Below are 15487 nucleotides of genomic sequence, written 5' to 3' on the forward strand. Positions count from 1 at the left end.
GCGGTTCGGGTAACGAAGAAGCGGCCTCCAGGGGCCGCTTTTTTATGCGCGTCATGCCAGACTGCGGCAGTTATCACGCCCACTAACGGAGGATCTTCATGACGATTCGTGCAGTCGTTTTTGATTTCGGCGGTGTTCTGTTCGACTGGAACCCGCACCATCTTTACCGCCAGTTGATTGCCGACGACCAGGAACGCCAGCGGTTCCTGGACACGGTCTGCACCCAGGCCTGGAACACCGAACAGGACGCCGGCCGCAGCCTGGTCGAGGCGACCCGTACGCTGATTGCCGAACACCCGCAGCACGAGCCCTTGATCCAGGCGTACTACGACCGCTGGCACGAGATGTTGCGTGGCTCATTGCCTGAGGGCGTGGCGATTCTGGAAGCGTTGCATGAAGCAAAAATGCCGCTGTTCGGCCTGACCAACTGGTCCGCCGAGACCTTTCCCTATGCCCGCGCCCACTATCCCTTCCTGCAGTATTTTCGCGACATCGTCGTGTCCGGCGAAATCAAGCTGATCAAGCCCGATCCCGCGATCTACCACGCCAGCCTGGCGCAAGTACGCGCCTATCTGCCGGATATCAAACCGGCTGAGGTGGTGTTTATTGATGATGTGGCCGGGAATATCGAGGCAGCCATTGCCCTGGGTTGGCAGGGGATTCATCACGTGTCTGCGGGGCAGACACGTCAGCGCTTGATTGAGCTGGGGGTGAACCTCTAGCGCGCCCACTTCTCCATGACGAAATCCACAAACGCCCGGAGTTTGGGCAGGCGATAGCGGTCCTGGGCGTAGAGCAAATGCATGGGCCGGCTGGGCAGTTGGTAGGACGTCAGCAATGCCACCAGTTTCCCGGCCCGCAGGTCGGGCTCGACCAGTGCGTCAGGCAGCATCACGATGCCCATGCCTTCCAGCGCCGCCTGGCGCAAGGCCTGCGAACTGTTGATGGTCAACGAGCCGGAAACGGGAATTTCCACCTCGCCCTCGGCGCCGCGCATTCGCCACAACTTGTCGGCGTTGCGCCAATCGTCGGTCGCCGGGTAAGCGAACGCCAGGCAGTCATGCTGCTGTAGATCATCGGGACATTGAGGCGTGCCACGGCGCGCCAGGTACGCCGCAGAGGCGCAGAGGGTGATGGTGTAATCCTGCATCGGTCGGGCAATCAGGCTTGGCGCGTCCAGTTCGCCCAGGCGGATGGCCACGTCGAAGCCGCTGTCGACCATGTCCATCCGCTGGTTGCTCAGCACCACGTACAGCTTGATCTGTGGGTAACGCCGGGAAAATTCACTGAGCGCCGGGGCCAGGCGTTCGGTGCCAAAGGCCGGCGGTGCGGTGATCCGCAGCAGCCCCTTGGGCACGTCGCTGTTGGCTTGCTCGGCCATCTGCTCGGAGTCGGCCACCAGGCCCAGCACCTCCAGGCAACGCTGGTAATAAATCCCGCCAAACTCGGTCAGGCTTTGCTTGCGCGTGGTGCGCTTGAGCAGGCTGACCCCCAGGCGTTGCTCCAGCGCGCGCAGGTGATTGCCGACCATGGTGGTGGACATGCCGCACGCCTGCGCCGCCGCCGTCATGCTGCCAGCTTCCACCACTTTCACGTACACCGTCATCGCCTGGAACAGATCCATTGTAAAGCCCTGATTTAAAGTGATCGCAGTGTTGTGCAGTTTATCCAGCTCGGGTGGCTAACGATACTGGTGCCATCACCACGATGCACTGGAGCCTGACGCCATGACCGCCGCCTGCCTGATGACCACTTATCAACCGTCGCCCCTGAGCTTTACCCGTGGCCTTGGCACGCGCCTGTGGGACCAGCAGGGCCGCGAATACCTGGATGCCGTGGCGGGTGTGGCGGTGACCAACGTCGGCCATTCCCACCCACGGTTGGTGACGGCCATCAGTGAGCAGGCGGGTTTGCTGCTGCACACCTCCAACCTCTACAGCATCGACTGGCAACAGCGTCTGGCCCTGCGGCTCACCCGGCTTTCCGGGCTGGACCAGGCCTTCTTTAATAACTCCGGTGCCGAAGCCAACGAGACGGCGCTGAAGCTGGCCCGGCTGCATGGCTGGAAAAAGGGCATCGAACAGCCGCTGGTGGTGGTGATGGAGAACGCCTTTCACGGGCGCACCCTGGGCACCCTGTCCGCCAGCGACGGGCCTTCGGTGCGTCTGGGGTTTCAAAAGCTGCCGGGGGACTTTATCAAGGTCGGCTTCGGCGACTTGAAGGCGCTGGAGGCCGTGACCGAGGCATTCGGCCCGCGGATTGTCGCGGTGCTGCTGGAGCCGATCCAGGGTGAGAGCGGCGTGCAAGTCGCGCCGCCGGGTTATCTGAAAGCCTTGCGCGAGCACTGCACCCGGCAAGGCTGGTTGCTGATGCTTGATGAGATCCAGACCGGAATCGGCCGCACCGGTCGCTGGTTTGCCTTCCAGCATGAGGGCATCGTGCCCGACGTGATGACGCTGGCCAAAGGCCTGGGCAACGGCGTGCCGATTGGCGCGTGCCTGGCCCGGGCCGCCGTGGCGCAACTGTTTACCCCCGGCAGCCACGGCAGCACCTTCGGCGGCAACCCGCTGGCCTGTCGGGTGGGTTGTACGGTGTTGGAGATCATCGAAGAGCAAGGTCTGCTCGACAATGCGGCGCAACAGGGCGAGCGGTTGCTGGCGCGCCTGCGGGTGGAATTGAGCGAACATCCCCAGGTGCTGGCGATTCGCGGGCAGGGGCTGATGATCGGTATCGAACTGGCGACACCTCAGCGCGACCTGGCCCAGCGCGCGGCGCACGAGCATGGCCTGCTGATCAACGTGACACGGGGCAAGATCATCCGCCTGCTGCCGCCGTTGACCATTGACGGTAAGGAAGTGGAAATGATCGTGCGGGCGCTTTCCCGGTTATTGGATTGATCAAACGGGGTAGCCGGAGCCCACCTGCACCCCGTTCAACCACTCCTGATTCAGGGTTTCGGTGTCCCCCAGATAGTCGAGCAACCAGGCCATGGCCGGCGACAGTTTGTTCTGCGCCCACGCCACGCACGACGGGCTGGCTGGGAAGGGCCGGGACAGTTGCAGGGCGCTCAGCTCGCCGCGCTCGATCCACGGTTGCACCAGGTGCGCCGGCGCCATGCCGACGCACAGGCCGTCCCGCAGGCAATCAATCGCCGACGCCCAGTGCGGCACCACCAGTCGGCGCTGGTTGTCCAGGGTCCAGGTATCGCGCTTGGGCAGGTTGCGTGAGGTATCGGTCATGCACAGGGAGGCGAAGGGCCGCAATTGATCATCGCTGAGCAAGCCTTCTGCCGCCGCCAGCGGATGCCGACTGCTGACCACGCACAGCCAGTTCAACAGGCCCATGTCGCGAAAGGTGAACTGGCTGGCCACCGGCACCGCGCTGGTGGCGCCGATCACGATGTCGGTGCGGTCATCGGCCAGGGCATCCCACACGCCGTTGTACACCTCGTAGTCCAGCAGCAATTCCACCTCCGGGAACTGGCGATAGAAATCCAGCACCAGTTGCCGGCAGCGCTGCTGTTTGACGATGGAATCCACCGCGACTTTCAGCTGGCCGCTCCAGCCATTGGCCACTTGCTGGCACAGCCTTCGGGTGCCAAGCATTTTTTTCATCACGCCGCGGGCTTCGTCGACGAACAATTTACCGGCAGGCGTCAGCTCCACGTCCCGATGACGTCGGACAAACAGCGGCACCGCCAGCCATTCTTCGATTTGCCGCACCGTGTAGCTGATGGCCGACGGCACCCGGTGCAGTTCCTGGGCGGCGGCGCTGAAGCTGCCGTGGCGGGCCACCGCATCCACGACATCCAGGGAATATTCAGACCACATGCAGGCTGCCTTCAAAAATATTGATAAGGGAGTCCAATTATTATCGCTTCACAGGGAAGCATCCAGCTTCATAATAGGCGCCAGTCAGCAAATAGTTTGATGGCAGGTTATACAAGGCTTCAATGAAAAACTCTTTTGGATTCACCTGGTACCTGGCGGGGCTGAGCATGCTCGGCTATCTGGCCATGGATATGTACTTGCCGGCGTTTGGCGCCATGGGCGAGCAACTGCAGATTTCCCCCGGCGCGGTGGGCGCGAGCCTGAGCATCTTCCTCGCGGGCTTTGCCGTCGGGCAGTTGTTGTGGGGGCCGCTGTCCGACCGGCTGGGACGCAAACCGGTGTTGCTCAGCGGCCTTTCCCTGTTTGTGCTCGGTTGCCTGGGCATGTTCTGGGTCGAGACTGCACCGCAGTTGTTGGCCCTGCGCTTTGTGCAGGCGATTGGCGTGTGTTCCGCCGCCGTCAGTTGGCAAGCGCTGGTGATTGATCGCTACCCGGCGGACAAGGCCCATCGGGTATTCGCTGGCATCATGCCGCTGATGTCTCTGTCACCGGCCCTGGCGCCGCTGCTGGGGGCGTTGATGCTGAATCACTGGGGCTGGCAGGCGATCTTCGGCGTGCTGTTGGTGGTATCGCTGCTACTGCTGTTACCGACACTGTTTCTCAAACCATTGCCGAAACGCCTGACAACCGATGGCGAACCTTCCCGGCTGGGTTATGGGCAGTTGCTCAAGTCGCGGGTATTCACCGGCAACGTGATGATCTTCGCCGCGTGCTCCGCCAGTTTCTTCGCCTGGCTCACCGCCTCGCCGTTCATCCTCGGCGGCATGGGCTATAGCCCCAATGACATCGGCTTGAGCTACGTATTGCCCACGCTGTCGTTTTTGATCGGTGGCTACAGTTGCCGCAGTGCGTTGCAGCGCTTCCAGGGCAAGACCTTGTTGCCGTGGTTGCTGCTGGCGTACTGCATCAGCATGGGCGCGCTGTACCTGGTGGCCACCTTGACTGTGCCGACGCTCAGCACCTTGCTGATTCCGTTCTGCCTGATGGCGCTGGTCAACGGCGCCAGCTACCCAATCGTGGTGGCGAATGCGCTGATGCCATTTGCAGAAAATTCCGGCAAGGCGGCCGCCTTGCAGAACACGTTGCAGTTGGGCCTGTGTTTCCTCGCGAGCCTGATCGTGTCGTCGATGATTGATCAACCGCTGTTGATCACCGCGATTGTGATGCTGGCCACCGCGCCATTGGCCGTGTTGGGTTACTGGCTGGCGCGGCCGAAGGTTGATGATGCCGATGCCGACCTGGTGAGTGCGCCTTAAAACGTCACTTCCAGGTTCACCGTCGGCGTGGAGGTGCGACTGCCCCGGCCGCCGTCCACGCCGAACTTGTTATGCCAATACTCATACCCGACGCCCAGGTACAGGTTGGGCTTGACGCTTTTACCCGGGCGCACCGCCACCATCAGCGCGGTGCGCATCAGGGTTTCCGGCGCGGTGTCGCGGCCATGGAAGTCTTCGCCCTTTTCCCCGACGTGATTGATAAACCCCTGAAACTTCGCCCCATGGTTGCCGATCTCGAAAGGTCGCATCCAGGTCAGGTTGAGCATGTAGGTATCGTCGAAGGTGTGGTCGGGTTCTTTCGCGCCGGGGATGCCGGAATGGTTCCTTTCCTTGTAGTACATCAGGCTCAGGTCCAGCACGCCGACGGTGTTGAACTTCAAGGTCGGGCCGATCACCAGCGCGCGCTTTTTCGCCGACGCCAGGTTGTTGTTGCGGTTGGCATCAAAGCCGAAGGTCAGCGCGTAATCCTTGATCACCCCGGTACCCAGCGGCACATCGAACACCCGTGAGGCGTACAACTGGTGCCGGTACACGGCATACACTTCGCTGCCGCCGTGATCGGTGCCCTTGCGTGGGTCGCGGCTGTCGGACAGGAACACGTCGAGGTTCAGGTAATTGCTGCCGTACTGGTAACCGCTGGCGTGGGTGAAGCTGTAAATACGCTTGCTGAATTCATCCGGGTTGTTCGGGTTGGTGAACTGCTGACCGTAGCGAAATCCCAGGCTGTTGTTCATCCATTCCAGCGCGACAGCCTCCCCGCCGCCGAACAGTGTGAGCAATACGGTTGCGCCGTGCAGTGCCTTTTTCATTGTTTTAATTCCTTTGGCGTTTTGGCTCATGGCAACCGTGCAAGGGTCGCCGGGCGCAGTATCCGCACATCCGTTGTGGGTTCCAAAGAACAGAATCTCGCCTGGGCCGATGCCGAAACGGCAGCACTGAAGCTGGCCTGAGAGTCAGGAAATGCGCGGCATCCAGGGCGTTTCCTGATGTTCGCGCAGGCTGATTTCTTCACTGAGCAGATGGGCCATGGCTTGCACCGCGATCGGCAAGTCCCGGTCTTTGCGGGCGTACAAGCCCAGGTCGCTGAAGATCCCGCCCTGGTCGCTCAGTGGGATGTGCAGGAGTTCGCCCCGGGCCAAATCAACTTCCACGCCGATGCGCGTCTGGAACGCGATGCCCAATTGCTGGCGGGCCAACTGCCGGGCCAGTTCCATGGAGTTACTGTGCAGCAACGGCTTGTTCGCTGCCGCCGAACGCTTGTGCAGCGGTGCGATCAGGTGATGAACCGACAGCTCGCTCTTGGCCTGGATCACCCCGTGCTCGCAGCAGACGGCGTAACTCACGCTGGCCTCGCCGGCCAGCGGATGCCCCGGGGCCATCAGCGCACCGAGACGGAAATGGCCGACACACACCTGGATGGTTTCGCTGCTGCGCGGTAATGCAAAAGCCAGCCCCAGATCAGCCTGGCCATTGACCACCGCGCCGGGAATCGACTGTGAACCTTGCACCGTGACGCCAATGGTCACTTTCGGATAGCGCTCCCGCATGCGCTTGAGGGCGGCGGGCAGCAGTTCCACGGTGGCGCCTTCCACCGTGGCGATTTCCACGTGGCCGGTCTGTACCTCGTTCAAACCCTCCAACTCGCCCCGCACGCGCTCCACATCCTGCAGCACAAAACTCACGTGGCGCGTGAGGATCTCGCCGGCTGCGGTCAGGCGCAGCCCGCCGGGCAGCCGTTCGAACAGCGCCGCGCCTACTTCGTCTTCCAGCTTGAGGATCTGCCGGTTCACCGCCGACGACGCCACGTTCAGGCGCCGCGCGGCTTCGCGGATCGAGTGGCAGCGGCGAACCATGTCGAAGTAGTAAATCGCCGGGGCGTGAATGCGCAGCTTGCGGTTGAGCATTTTTTTCGAGTCCTTGTGCGCAGCGCTTCGAGCCACGGGGCAGGGCGGCTGAATGGATTTTTGTAACGCCGTTGGTGATGGTTTTGTGAAAATGATTGTATACAACTCTATGGACATCCAATCTTTCTATTGCATACAGTGAGTGCACAACAAAAACAGAGAACCCCTCACCATGACTATCCCGAAGGCGTCACCGCAGCGGCCAGAAGACGAGAATCTCGGCGTCGCGGCCAACATGGCTTACGGCCTGCAGCATGTGCTCACCATGTACGGCGGCATCGTGGCCGTACCGTTGATCGTCGGCCAGGCGGCCGGGTTGTCGCCGGCCGATATCGGCCTGCTGATCGCCGCTTCGCTGTTTGCCGGTGGCCTGGCCACACTGCTGCAAACACTCGGGTTGCCGTTCTTCGGCTGCCAGTTGCCGCTGGTGCAAGGGGTGTCCTTTGCCGGGGTGGCGACCATGGTGGCGATTGTCGGCAGCGACGGCGCGGGCGGCATCCCGGCGATTCTCGGGGCGGTGATGGCCGCGTCGTTGATCGGGTTGTTGATCACCCCGGTGTTCTCGCGAATAACCAAATTCTTCCCGCCGCTGGTGACCGGCATCGTGATCACCACCATCGGCCTGACCCTGATGCCCGTCGCCGCCCGCTGGGCCATGGGCGGCAACAGCCGCGCCGCCGATTTCGGCAGCATGCCCAACATCGGCCTGGCGGCGCTGACCCTGGTGCTGGTGTTGTTGCTGAGCAAAATCGGCAGCGCGACCATCTCCCGGCTGTCGATTCTGCTGGCGATGGTGATCGGCACGGTCATCGCGGTGTTCCTCGGCATGGCGGACTTCTCCAGCGTGACCCAGGGCCCGATGTTCGGCTTTCCCACACCCTTCCATTTCGGCATGCCAACCTTCCACCTCGCGGCGATCATTTCCATGTGCATCGTGGTGATGGTGACACTGGTGGAAACCTCGGCGGACATTCTCGCAGTGGGCGAAATCATCGACACCAAGGTCGACTCCAAACGCCTGGGTAATGGCCTGCGTGCCGATATGCTGTCGAGCATGTTTGCGCCGATCTTCGGTTCATTCACCCAAAGTGCGTTCGCCCAGAACGTCGGGCTGGTGGCGGTGACCGGGGTCAAGAGTCGCTACGTGGTCGCCACCGGCGGGATATTCCTGGTGATCCTCGGGCTGCTGCCGTTCATGGGGCGGGTGATTGCGGCGGTGCCGACTTCGGTGCTGGGCGGGGCCGGGATTGTGCTGTTCGGCACCGTGGCCGCCAGTGGGATTCGCACCCTGTCCAAGGTCGATTACCGCAACAACATGAACCTGATCATCGTCGCCACTTCCATCGGTTTTGGCATGATCCCGATTGCGGCACCGAGCTTCTATGATCACTTCCCGAGCTGGTTCGCGACCATTTTCCATTCGGGCATCAGCTCGTCGGCGATCATGGCGATCCTGTTGAACCTGGCGTTCAACCACTTCACTGCCGGCAACTCGGACCAGCAGTCGGTGTTTGTCGCCGGGACTGAGCGCAGCCTGTGCTTCCAGGATGTGGCGGCGTTGCGGGACGGGGATTACTTCAGCGGCGGCAAGCTGTTTGATGCCGAGGGCAAGGAGATTCCGTTGCTGGAGGAAGTGCCGAAGAAAGCGGCGGTGCACGGCAGGGCGCAGACGAGTGAGGTGTAACAGCCAATCATTGTGGCGAGGGCGCTTGCTCCCGTTGGGCTGCGAAGCGGCCCCAGCTTTTGCGACTGCTTCGCAGTCGAGCGGGAGCAAGCTCCCTCGCCACATACACGGTGTTATCAGCTGACTTTTCTGTGGGGCACCGCGCACGCCTCATCCAAAAACTGCACCACCGTCCCCATGCACGCCTGCCGCTCTTCAACATGCGGCATGTGGCTGGAGTCTTCAAACAACGCCCAGCGCACATCGGCGATCTCATCCAGGAACGGCTTGACCACCAACGGTGTGGCCTCGTCATGGCGACCGGAAATCACCAGGGTCGGCACATTGACCTTCGACAGCCGGCCAATCACGTTCCAGTCTTTCAAACTGCCAATCACATGGAATTCCGTCGGGCCGCTCATGGCGTGATACACCGTCGGGTCGGCGTCCACCTGGGCGAAGGTGCGGGCGACTTCTTCCGGCCATGGATTGACCCGGCACACATGCTGGTCATAGAAAATCCGCGAAGCCGCGAGGTATTCAGGGTCTTGGTAGGTACCGGCCTGTTCGTGCTTGAGCAGGGTCTCGTGTACGCCTTCAGGCAGTAATTTGCGCAGGCGGTTGGCTTCGCTGACCCAGGTACGCATGCAGGTCGGCGAGTTGGCCGGGATGAACGCCCGCAGGCCCTTGGGTTGCAGGATGGCGTGTTCGCTGCCGAGCATGCCACCCCAGGATTGCCCCAATATCGCGTAGTTGTTGCTGATTTGCAGGTGGTCCAGCAGGTTGTCCAGTTCTTCCAGGAACAAACTCACGGTCCAGAACGAAGGGTCTTTGTCAGGCAGGTGGGTGGAGCGGCCGTTGCCCAGTTGGTCGTAGTGAATGACCGCGTGGCCGCTGGCAGCCACGTCCTTGTAGGCGTCGACATAATCATGGGTACAACCCGGGCCACCATGCAGGATGACCAGCGGCGTGAGGCCGCTGTCCAGGTCGCCGGTGATCCGATACCAGGTTTGGTAGTCGCGAAAGGCCGCATAGCCTTCGCGGATTGTTTCGATGAATTCCATTTCGTGCCCTGCCCTGAGAAAAAGTGATCAGGTACACGATAGTCGGCACAGAAAGTTTAAGTAACTAGCAAAACAGCTAGGTTTTTCCTTCGGATCAATCTTCCAGCAACCGGTAGTGGGTGGCCCGTACCACCGCTTGCACCCGGTTCTTGGCCCCGAGCTTGTGCATGGCCGAAGCCAGGTGCAGGGTGACGACGGCCAGCGAACGGCTCAGTTGCGTGGCGATTTCGGCGGCGGTCAGGCCGTCGGCGGCCCATTTCAGGCATTCGCGTTCACGCTTGGTCAGGCGGATATGCGGGTATGAACGCAGCTCCTTGCTGAATAGCGGGTAGGCCGCTTCCTGCAAGGCGTGGGTAATCAGGCTGAATTCCGACAGGGTCTGGCGGGCATCCTGCAGCACGGTACTGGCCTTGCCGGTGCGCAGGCCGGTCAGTGAGGCGAAGCCGCCACGGGGCAGGTGGATCGGCACGCTGACGCCGCAGGTCATCTGCCGGTCGTGCAGGTAGCTGGATACGGGGGCGTGGCACGGGTCGATGATCTTTTGCAGTGCAGTGTCGGCCTTGGCTTCGTAGGACCAGACAAACGGTGAAACCGTCGACAGTGCCAGATGCTGCACCGGATCGATCTGATAAAAGCCGGCGCTGCACCACAAGCTGTACCAGTCGGGCGGCGTATTGCGCAGTTGCAGCACAGAAGGGGTGATCAGTGCACCATTATGGTCAATGGGCACGGGGGTGTAGTCGTAGACCAGCGCATCAAAACCCAGGTTCTGGGCCAATACGAGGGTGTTGTCCATCTGTTCATCCAGGCTCCTGCCGGGGATGAGACGGTCATTAAATGCGGTTAGCCTGGCCAGCATCCGTTCTGCTCCCGAATTCGTTTGAATCTCGTCTTGCTGCAAGTAGAATGCCACGCCCCGGCGAAGGACTGCCAGACCAAACCTATAAGAATTACCAGGTTATGGACGCGCGGCATCCTCGGTAGTGTTGGCCTTTAAGCGGCCACTATTCCCAGGGCCGACACACAACAAGGAATGTATGCATGTGGCGTGAAATTGCCCCCGACCAGCGGTACAACGTGCAAGTCGACGGCCACAACCTCGTGGCCTATGGCTTTGGCGAAGGCGATGAGGTGTTGCTGTGTCTCAATGGCGGCCCGGGGCTGCCTTGCGACTACTTGCGCGACGCTCATGGCTGGCTCAAGGACAACGGCCTGCGAGTGATTGCATTCGACCAGCTTGGCACAGGCGCTTCAGCCAGACCGACCGATGTTTCGCTGTGGGAAATCGGCCGTTATGTCGAAGAAGTTGAAACCGTGCGCCAGGCCCTCGGCCTGGGCCGCGTTCACTTGCTGGGGCATTCCTGGGGCGGATGGCTGGGCATCGAGTACGCCATTCACTACCCCGACGCGCTGAAAAGCCTGATCCTGGAAAACACCGTCGGCGACATTCCGCACCTGTCTCTGGAACTGGAACGCTTGCGCGGAGCCCTGGGCAGCGAAACCGTGGCCATGATGCAACGCCATGAAGCCATGGGCACCCTTGACCACCCGCAGTACCAGGCTGCCATCACCTTGCTCAACTACCGCCACGTCTGCCGGCTGGACGAGTGGCCGGCGCCGGTCCAGCGCTCCCTTGGCGACTGGAACATGGGCCCCTACGAAACCATGCAGGGCCCCAACGAATTCCTCTACATCGGCAACCTCAAGGACTGGAACCGCATCCCCGAGATGGCCGAATTCAAGATGCCGATACTGATCACCACCGGCCAGCACGACGAGCTGACCCCGGCCTGCGCCATGCGCATGAAAAGCGCGGCCAGGCACGCCGAGCTGCACGTGTTCCCCAACAGCAGCCATATGCCGTTTTACGAAGAGCCCCAGGCTTACTTCCCGGTGCTGCTGGACTTCCTTGCTCGTCACCGAGGCTGACGGATGAACCTGGCGCGTTACCGTTTTGTGCTGTCCCGGCCGCTGCAATTGCTGCCGGTGCTGTTTGGCATCAGCCTGATCACCTTTGTGCTGGTGCGCTCGATTCCCGGCGACCCGGCGCGGGCCCTGCTGGGGTCACGCAGCACGCCGGACGCCTTGCTGAAGATTCGCGCCCAGTACGGCCTCGACCAGCCCTTGTGGCTGCAATATTTCTACTTCCTGAAAAACCTGCTCAAGGGCGACCTTGGCCAGTCGCTGCTGTACAAGGTCGACGCGCTGAAACTGATCGTCACCCGCATCGAGCCGACCCTGTTCCTGGTGCTCGGCAGTGTGCTGCTGGCGCTGTTGATCGCCGTGCCGCTGGCCACCGTGGCCGCACGGAATAAAGGCGGTTGGGCGGATAACCTGATCCGGCTGTTCACCACGGTCGGCCTGGGCATGCCGGCGTTCTGGCTGGGCTTGATGCTGATCCTGTTGCTCAGCGTGCAATGGGGATTGTTCCCGGTCTCCGGTTATGGGCGTACCTGGCTGGACAAGGCGCACCACATGGTGCTGCCGTGCCTGACCATCGCCCTGGCGTTGTCGGCGGTGCTGGTGCGCAACCTGCGGGCGAGCATGTTGATGGAGCTGCAGGCCGACCACGTCACCGCCGCCCGGGCGCGAGGGTTGTCGGAGGCGGCGGTGTTTCGTCGCCATGTACTGCCCAATTCCCTGGTGCCGGCGGTCAACCTGCTGGCCGTGAACATCGGCTGGTTGATCAGCGGCACGGTGGTGATCGAAAGCCTGTTCGCGATTCCCGGCATTGGCCAGTTGCTGGTGCGCGGGATCTTCACCCGCGACTACATGGTGGTGCAGGGCGTGGCGATGGTGCTGGCCTGCGCGACCGTGCTGGTCAACTTTGTCGCCGACGTGGTGACGGTCGCGCTCGACCCTCGAGTGAAAATGCAATGAGCAGCCGCCCGTTGATTGCCCCGTGGCGCTTGCGCCTGCGCTTTGGTTTTCGCAATGGCCGCCTGACCGCGGCCTGGGGCCTGTTGATTTTGCTGACATGGTTGGCGCTGGCCGTTTTCGCACCGTGGATCGCACCCTTCGATCCGATTGCGCAAAACACCGACATCAGTTTGCTGGGCCCCAGCCTGGCCCATCCATTTGGTACGGATAACTACGGTCGAGATATTCTTTCGAGGGTGATCTGGGGCGCGCGAATCGACCTGCAACTGGCGGTGGTCGGGGTGATCTTTCCATTCCTGATCGGCACGTTTGTCGGCGCGGTGTCCGGTTATATCGGCGGGCGGTTCGACAGCTTCTGCATGCGGGTGATCGACGTGATCCTCGCGTTTCCCTTCCTGGTGCTGATGCTGGCGATCATGGCGATCCTCGGTCCGGGGTTGAAGAGCTTTTATATCGCCATGGCGCTGGTGGGCTGGGTGTCTTACGCGCGGCTGATTCGCTCGCAGATCCTGGTGCTCAAGGAAAGCGACTTCGCCCTGGCCGCCAAGAGCCTGGGTTTTGGTCATGGGCGCATTCTGTTCCGGCATTTGTTGCCTAACGCGATGTTCGGCTCGATTGTGTTCTCGATGTCTGACGCGGTGCTGGTGCTGCTCAACGGTGCGGCGGTCAGCTACCTCGGTTTGGGCGTGCAACCACCGACGGCCGAGTGGGGCACCATGGTTGCCGAAGGCCAGGCGTTTATCACCACCGCCTGGTGGATTTGCACTTTCCCGGGCCTGGCCATCGTGACATTGGCCATGGGCTTCAGCCTGCTGGCCGATGGTGTGGCGCAAGTGTTGGGGGACCGCTCATGAGTCTTCTACAAGTGCGCGACCTGAGCGTGATCGCCAATAACACCGGGCGCGACGTGACGTTGGTGGACCGGGTGTCCTTCGACCTGGCCGAAGGTGAAATCCTCGGCCTGGTGGGCGAAAGCGGTTCGGGCAAGACCATGGCCTGTCGCGGGTTGATGCGTTTGCTGCCGTCCCCCAGCCTGCGGGTGCAGGGCGGCTCGGTGCGCCTCGCCGGCCAGGATTTGCTCGCACTGAATGATGCCGGCATGCGCGCAGTACGCGGCGGAAAACTGGGAATGATTTTCCAGAACCCCAGCAGTCACCTCGACCCGCTGATGCGCATCGGCGAGCAGATCGCCGAAGGTATCCGCCTGCATCAGGGCGCGTCGAAGAAGGAGGCGCGCTTGCAGGCCATCGAGGTGCTGCGCCAGGTCGGGATTCCTGATCCGCAGGCGCGTATCGACAATTACCCTCACGAGTTTTCCGGCGGCATGCGCCAGCGGGCAATGATCGCCGTGGCCCTGGGCTGCAATCCCAGCGTGCTGATCGCCGACGAGCCGACCACCGCCCTCGACGTCACCGTGCAGGCGCAGATCCTTCGCCTGCTGCTGGACCTGCGAGACCAGCGCGGCCTGTCGATCATCATGATCACCCACGACCTGGGCGTGGTGGCGCAAACCTGTGATTCCATCGCCGTGATGTACGCCGGTCGCCTGTGTGAGCACGGCAGCAAATACGAGCTGTTGGCGCACCCGCAACACCCTTACACCGCCGGCCTGATCGAGTGCCAGCCCGCCACCAGCAGCGGCCATGCCTTGTTGCGCACTATCGCCGGGCAGCCTCCGTTGCTTGATGCATTGCCCAAGGGCTGCCGGTTCAACCCGCGTTGCCCGCAGGTCGGCAGCTTGTGCACCGAGCTGCTGCCGGAAGGCGCACGAGTTGCCTGCCACTATCCCCTGGGAGTTCGCCCATGACGCTGTTGCAGGTGAATGACCTTGAGGTGCGGTTTGCCGCCGCTGGCAGCGGCCTGCTGGGCCTGAATAAACAGTGGGTGAGGGCAGTCAATGGTGTTTCGCTGACCCTGGCCGCCGGCGAAACCCTCGGTTTGGTGGGCGAGTCCGGCAGCGGCAAAAGCACGTTGGGCCGGGCGATCCTGCGCCTCAACCCCATCAGCGCCGGGCAGGTGGTGTTTGACGGTATCGACATGGCTCACGCCGGGCCGGTCGACATCGCGCGTCTGCGGCACGAGACGGCGATGATCTTCCAGGATCCCTACGCGGCCCTGAACCCGCGCCTGACGGTCGGCGAGACCATCGCTGAAGTCCTGCGTGTGCAGCGCAAGGTGCCGCCAGACAATATCTCGCGCCGGGTCAATGAATTACTCGACCTGGTAGGCCTGCGCCCCGAGCTTGCCAGCCGCAAGCCCGGCTCCCTGAGTGGTGGGCAATGCCAGCGCGTCGGCATTGCGCGGGCGCTGGCGGTGGAGCCGCGGCTGATCATCGCCGACGAATGCGTGGCCGCCCTGGATGTGTCGATCCAGGGTCAGATCATCAACCTGCTGCTGGAACTGCAACAGCGCATGAACCTGGCGATCCTGTTTATCGCCCACGACCTGGCCATCGTCCGCCGCCTGTGCGACCGGGTGGCGGTGATGTACCTGGGGAAAATCGTCGAGGAAGGCCCGGTGGAAGCGGTGTTCACCACGCCGCGTCATCCGTACACGGCGGCCCTGATCCAGGCGATTCCGGAGATTGATCCGCACCGCCCGCTGCCCAGCGAACCGTTGCCAGGCGAGCCACCGAGCCCGCTGAAACTGCCCGATGGCTGCGCCTTTCACCCGCGTTGCCGGCATGCACGCGCCGTGTGTTCCGAGGTATTGCCGCCGACTCACTTTGTGCAAACGCATCGGTACAGTTGCGTGCTTGAAGAGCCTTTGACCCTATCTGCCACTCGTGAACAACCGCCGTTATAGACAA

General features: G+C 62.1%; 15 protein-coding genes. 9 read left to right on the forward strand and 6 right to left on the reverse strand.

The genetic code is table 11. From position 1 onward, the window contains the following. Window positions 1-98: 98 nt before the first annotated feature. Window positions 99-722 carry an HAD family phosphatase gene (locus tag P3C29_RS00660; protein ID WP_275963696.1) on the forward strand — a complete coding sequence of 208 codons (624 nt, stop codon included), beginning with the start codon at window positions 99-101 and terminating at the stop codon, window positions 720-722. Here the strand turns inward: P3C29_RS00660 and P3C29_RS00665 are convergent. After that, entirely contained in the window at window positions 719-1624 is a 906-nt protein-coding gene (locus P3C29_RS00665; protein ID WP_201122365.1) for a LysR family transcriptional regulator, read from the reverse strand. The two genes, P3C29_RS00660 and P3C29_RS00665, sit on opposite strands and share 4 nt — an antisense overlap. Window positions 1625-1727: 103 nt before the next feature. On the opposite strand from P3C29_RS00665, the gene P3C29_RS00670 reads away from it, so the two are divergent. Beyond that, window positions 1728-2897: an aspartate aminotransferase family protein gene (locus P3C29_RS00670; RefSeq protein ID WP_010176253.1), complete on the forward strand. Its 1170-nt coding sequence runs from the start codon at window positions 1728-1730 to the stop codon at window positions 2895-2897. Here the strand turns inward: P3C29_RS00670 and punR are convergent, their stop codons facing one another. Next, window positions 2898-3830, reverse strand: coding sequence for a DNA-binding transcriptional activator PunR (gene punR / locus P3C29_RS00675; RefSeq protein WP_010176252.1), 933 nt, complete (start codon window positions 3828-3830; stop codon window positions 2898-2900). It abuts the gene before it with no gap. Between the two features lie 122 nt (window positions 3831-3952). Here punR and punC point away from each other — a divergent pair, with 122 nt between their 5' ends. Then, window positions 3953-5146, forward strand: a complete 1194-nt coding sequence (gene punC, locus P3C29_RS00680) for a purine nucleoside transporter PunC (RefSeq protein WP_201122368.1) — start codon at window positions 3953-3955, stop codon at window positions 5144-5146. Here the strand turns inward: punC and P3C29_RS00685 are convergent. Both P3C29_RS00685 and P3C29_RS00690 read right to left on the reverse strand, forming a co-directional pair. Next, complete coding sequence (locus P3C29_RS00685; protein WP_010176250.1) at window positions 5143-5976, reverse strand: hypothetical protein; 834 nt, start codon at window positions 5974-5976, stop codon at window positions 5143-5145. The genes punC and P3C29_RS00685 overlap by 4 nt on opposite strands. A 144-nt stretch (window positions 5977-6120) precedes the next feature. Then, window positions 6121-7071 (reverse strand): LysR substrate-binding domain-containing protein, encoded by a 951-nt coding sequence (locus P3C29_RS00690; protein WP_010176249.1) that lies wholly within the window; start codon window positions 7069-7071, stop codon window positions 6121-6123. A gap of 172 nt (window positions 7072-7243) precedes the next feature. On the opposite strand from P3C29_RS00690, the gene P3C29_RS00695 reads away from it, so the two are divergent. Next, window positions 7244-8755 (forward strand): nucleobase:cation symporter-2 family protein, encoded by a 1512-nt coding sequence (locus P3C29_RS00695; protein WP_010176247.1) that lies wholly within the window; start codon window positions 7244-7246, stop codon window positions 8753-8755. Between the two features lie 116 nt (window positions 8756-8871). On the opposite strand, the gene P3C29_RS00700 is transcribed toward P3C29_RS00695, so the two are convergent. Beyond that, window positions 8872-9798, reverse strand: coding sequence for a proline iminopeptidase-family hydrolase (locus P3C29_RS00700; RefSeq protein WP_169387465.1), 927 nt, complete (start codon window positions 9796-9798; stop codon window positions 8872-8874). 94 nt (window positions 9799-9892) lie between these two features. Then, window positions 9893-10657, reverse strand: a complete 765-nt coding sequence (locus tag P3C29_RS00705) for a LuxR family transcriptional regulator (RefSeq protein ID WP_010176245.1) — start codon at window positions 10655-10657, stop codon at window positions 9893-9895. 182 nt (window positions 10658-10839) lie between these two features. Between P3C29_RS00705 and P3C29_RS00710 the strand changes: the two genes are divergently transcribed. The 5 genes from P3C29_RS00710 to P3C29_RS00730 are packed head-to-tail and all read left to right on the forward strand — an operon-like array spanning window position 10840 to window position 15483. Beyond that, complete coding sequence (locus P3C29_RS00710) at window positions 10840-11727, forward strand: proline iminopeptidase-family hydrolase (RefSeq protein WP_275963697.1); 888 nt, start codon at window positions 10840-10842, stop codon at window positions 11725-11727. A gap of 3 nt (window positions 11728-11730) precedes the next feature. Then, window positions 11731-12678: an ABC transporter permease gene (locus tag P3C29_RS00715; protein WP_010176243.1), complete on the forward strand. Its 948-nt coding sequence runs from the start codon at window positions 11731-11733 to the stop codon at window positions 12676-12678. Further along, a complete protein-coding gene (locus P3C29_RS00720; protein WP_010176242.1) occupies window positions 12675-13532 on the forward strand; it encodes an ABC transporter permease in 858 nt (285 codons plus the stop codon). Before P3C29_RS00715 ends, P3C29_RS00720 begins: the two co-directional genes overlap by 4 nt. After that, complete coding sequence (locus P3C29_RS00725; RefSeq protein WP_275963699.1) at window positions 13529-14485, forward strand: ABC transporter ATP-binding protein; 957 nt, start codon at window positions 13529-13531, stop codon at window positions 14483-14485. Before P3C29_RS00720 ends, P3C29_RS00725 begins: the two co-directional genes overlap by 4 nt. Beyond that, window positions 14482-15483: an ABC transporter ATP-binding protein gene (locus P3C29_RS00730; RefSeq protein ID WP_275963700.1), complete on the forward strand. Its 1002-nt coding sequence runs from the start codon at window positions 14482-14484 to the stop codon at window positions 15481-15483. Before P3C29_RS00725 ends, P3C29_RS00730 begins: the two co-directional genes overlap by 4 nt. The last annotated feature ends 4 nt before the right edge of the window (window positions 15484-15487 follow it).

Origin of the sequence: Pseudomonas sp. 1912-s (assembly GCF_029269205.1) — a bacterium.
Taxonomy (GTDB): Bacteria; Pseudomonadota; Gammaproteobacteria; order Pseudomonadales; family Pseudomonadaceae; genus Aquipseudomonas.

Coding starts and splice junctions, on each gene's coding strand:
- P3C29_RS00660 (WP_275963696.1), top strand. CDS start 99: ATGACGATTCGTGCAGTCGTTTTTGATTTCGGCGGTGTTCTGTTCGAC.
- P3C29_RS00665 (WP_201122365.1), bottom strand. CDS start 1,624: ATGGATCTGTTCCAGGCGATGACGGTGTACGTGAAAGTGGTGGAAGCT.
- P3C29_RS00670 (WP_010176253.1), top strand. CDS start 1,728: ATGACCGCCGCCTGCCTGATGACCACTTATCAACCGTCGCCCCTGAGC.
- punR (WP_010176252.1), bottom strand. CDS start 3,830: ATGTGGTCTGAATATTCCCTGGATGTCGTGGATGCGGTGGCCCGCCAC.
- punC (WP_201122368.1), top strand. CDS start 3,953: ATGAAAAACTCTTTTGGATTCACCTGGTACCTGGCGGGGCTGAGCATG.
- P3C29_RS00685 (WP_010176250.1), bottom strand. CDS start 5,976: ATGAAAAAGGCACTGCACGGCGCAACCGTATTGCTCACACTGTTCGGC.
- P3C29_RS00690 (WP_010176249.1), bottom strand. CDS start 7,071: ATGCTCAACCGCAAGCTGCGCATTCACGCCCCGGCGATTTACTACTTC.
- P3C29_RS00695 (WP_010176247.1), top strand. CDS start 7,244: ATGACTATCCCGAAGGCGTCACCGCAGCGGCCAGAAGACGAGAATCTC.
- P3C29_RS00700 (WP_169387465.1), bottom strand. CDS start 9,798: ATGGAATTCATCGAAACAATCCGCGAAGGCTATGCGGCCTTTCGCGAC.
- P3C29_RS00705 (WP_010176245.1), bottom strand. CDS start 10,657: ATGCTGGCCAGGCTAACCGCATTTAATGACCGTCTCATCCCCGGCAGG.
- P3C29_RS00710 (WP_275963697.1), top strand. CDS start 10,840: ATGTGGCGTGAAATTGCCCCCGACCAGCGGTACAACGTGCAAGTCGAC.
- P3C29_RS00715 (WP_010176243.1), top strand. CDS start 11,731: ATGAACCTGGCGCGTTACCGTTTTGTGCTGTCCCGGCCGCTGCAATTG.
- P3C29_RS00720 (WP_010176242.1), top strand. CDS start 12,675: ATGAGCAGCCGCCCGTTGATTGCCCCGTGGCGCTTGCGCCTGCGCTTT.
- P3C29_RS00725 (WP_275963699.1), top strand. CDS start 13,529: ATGAGTCTTCTACAAGTGCGCGACCTGAGCGTGATCGCCAATAACACC.
- P3C29_RS00730 (WP_275963700.1), top strand. CDS start 14,482: ATGACGCTGTTGCAGGTGAATGACCTTGAGGTGCGGTTTGCCGCCGCT.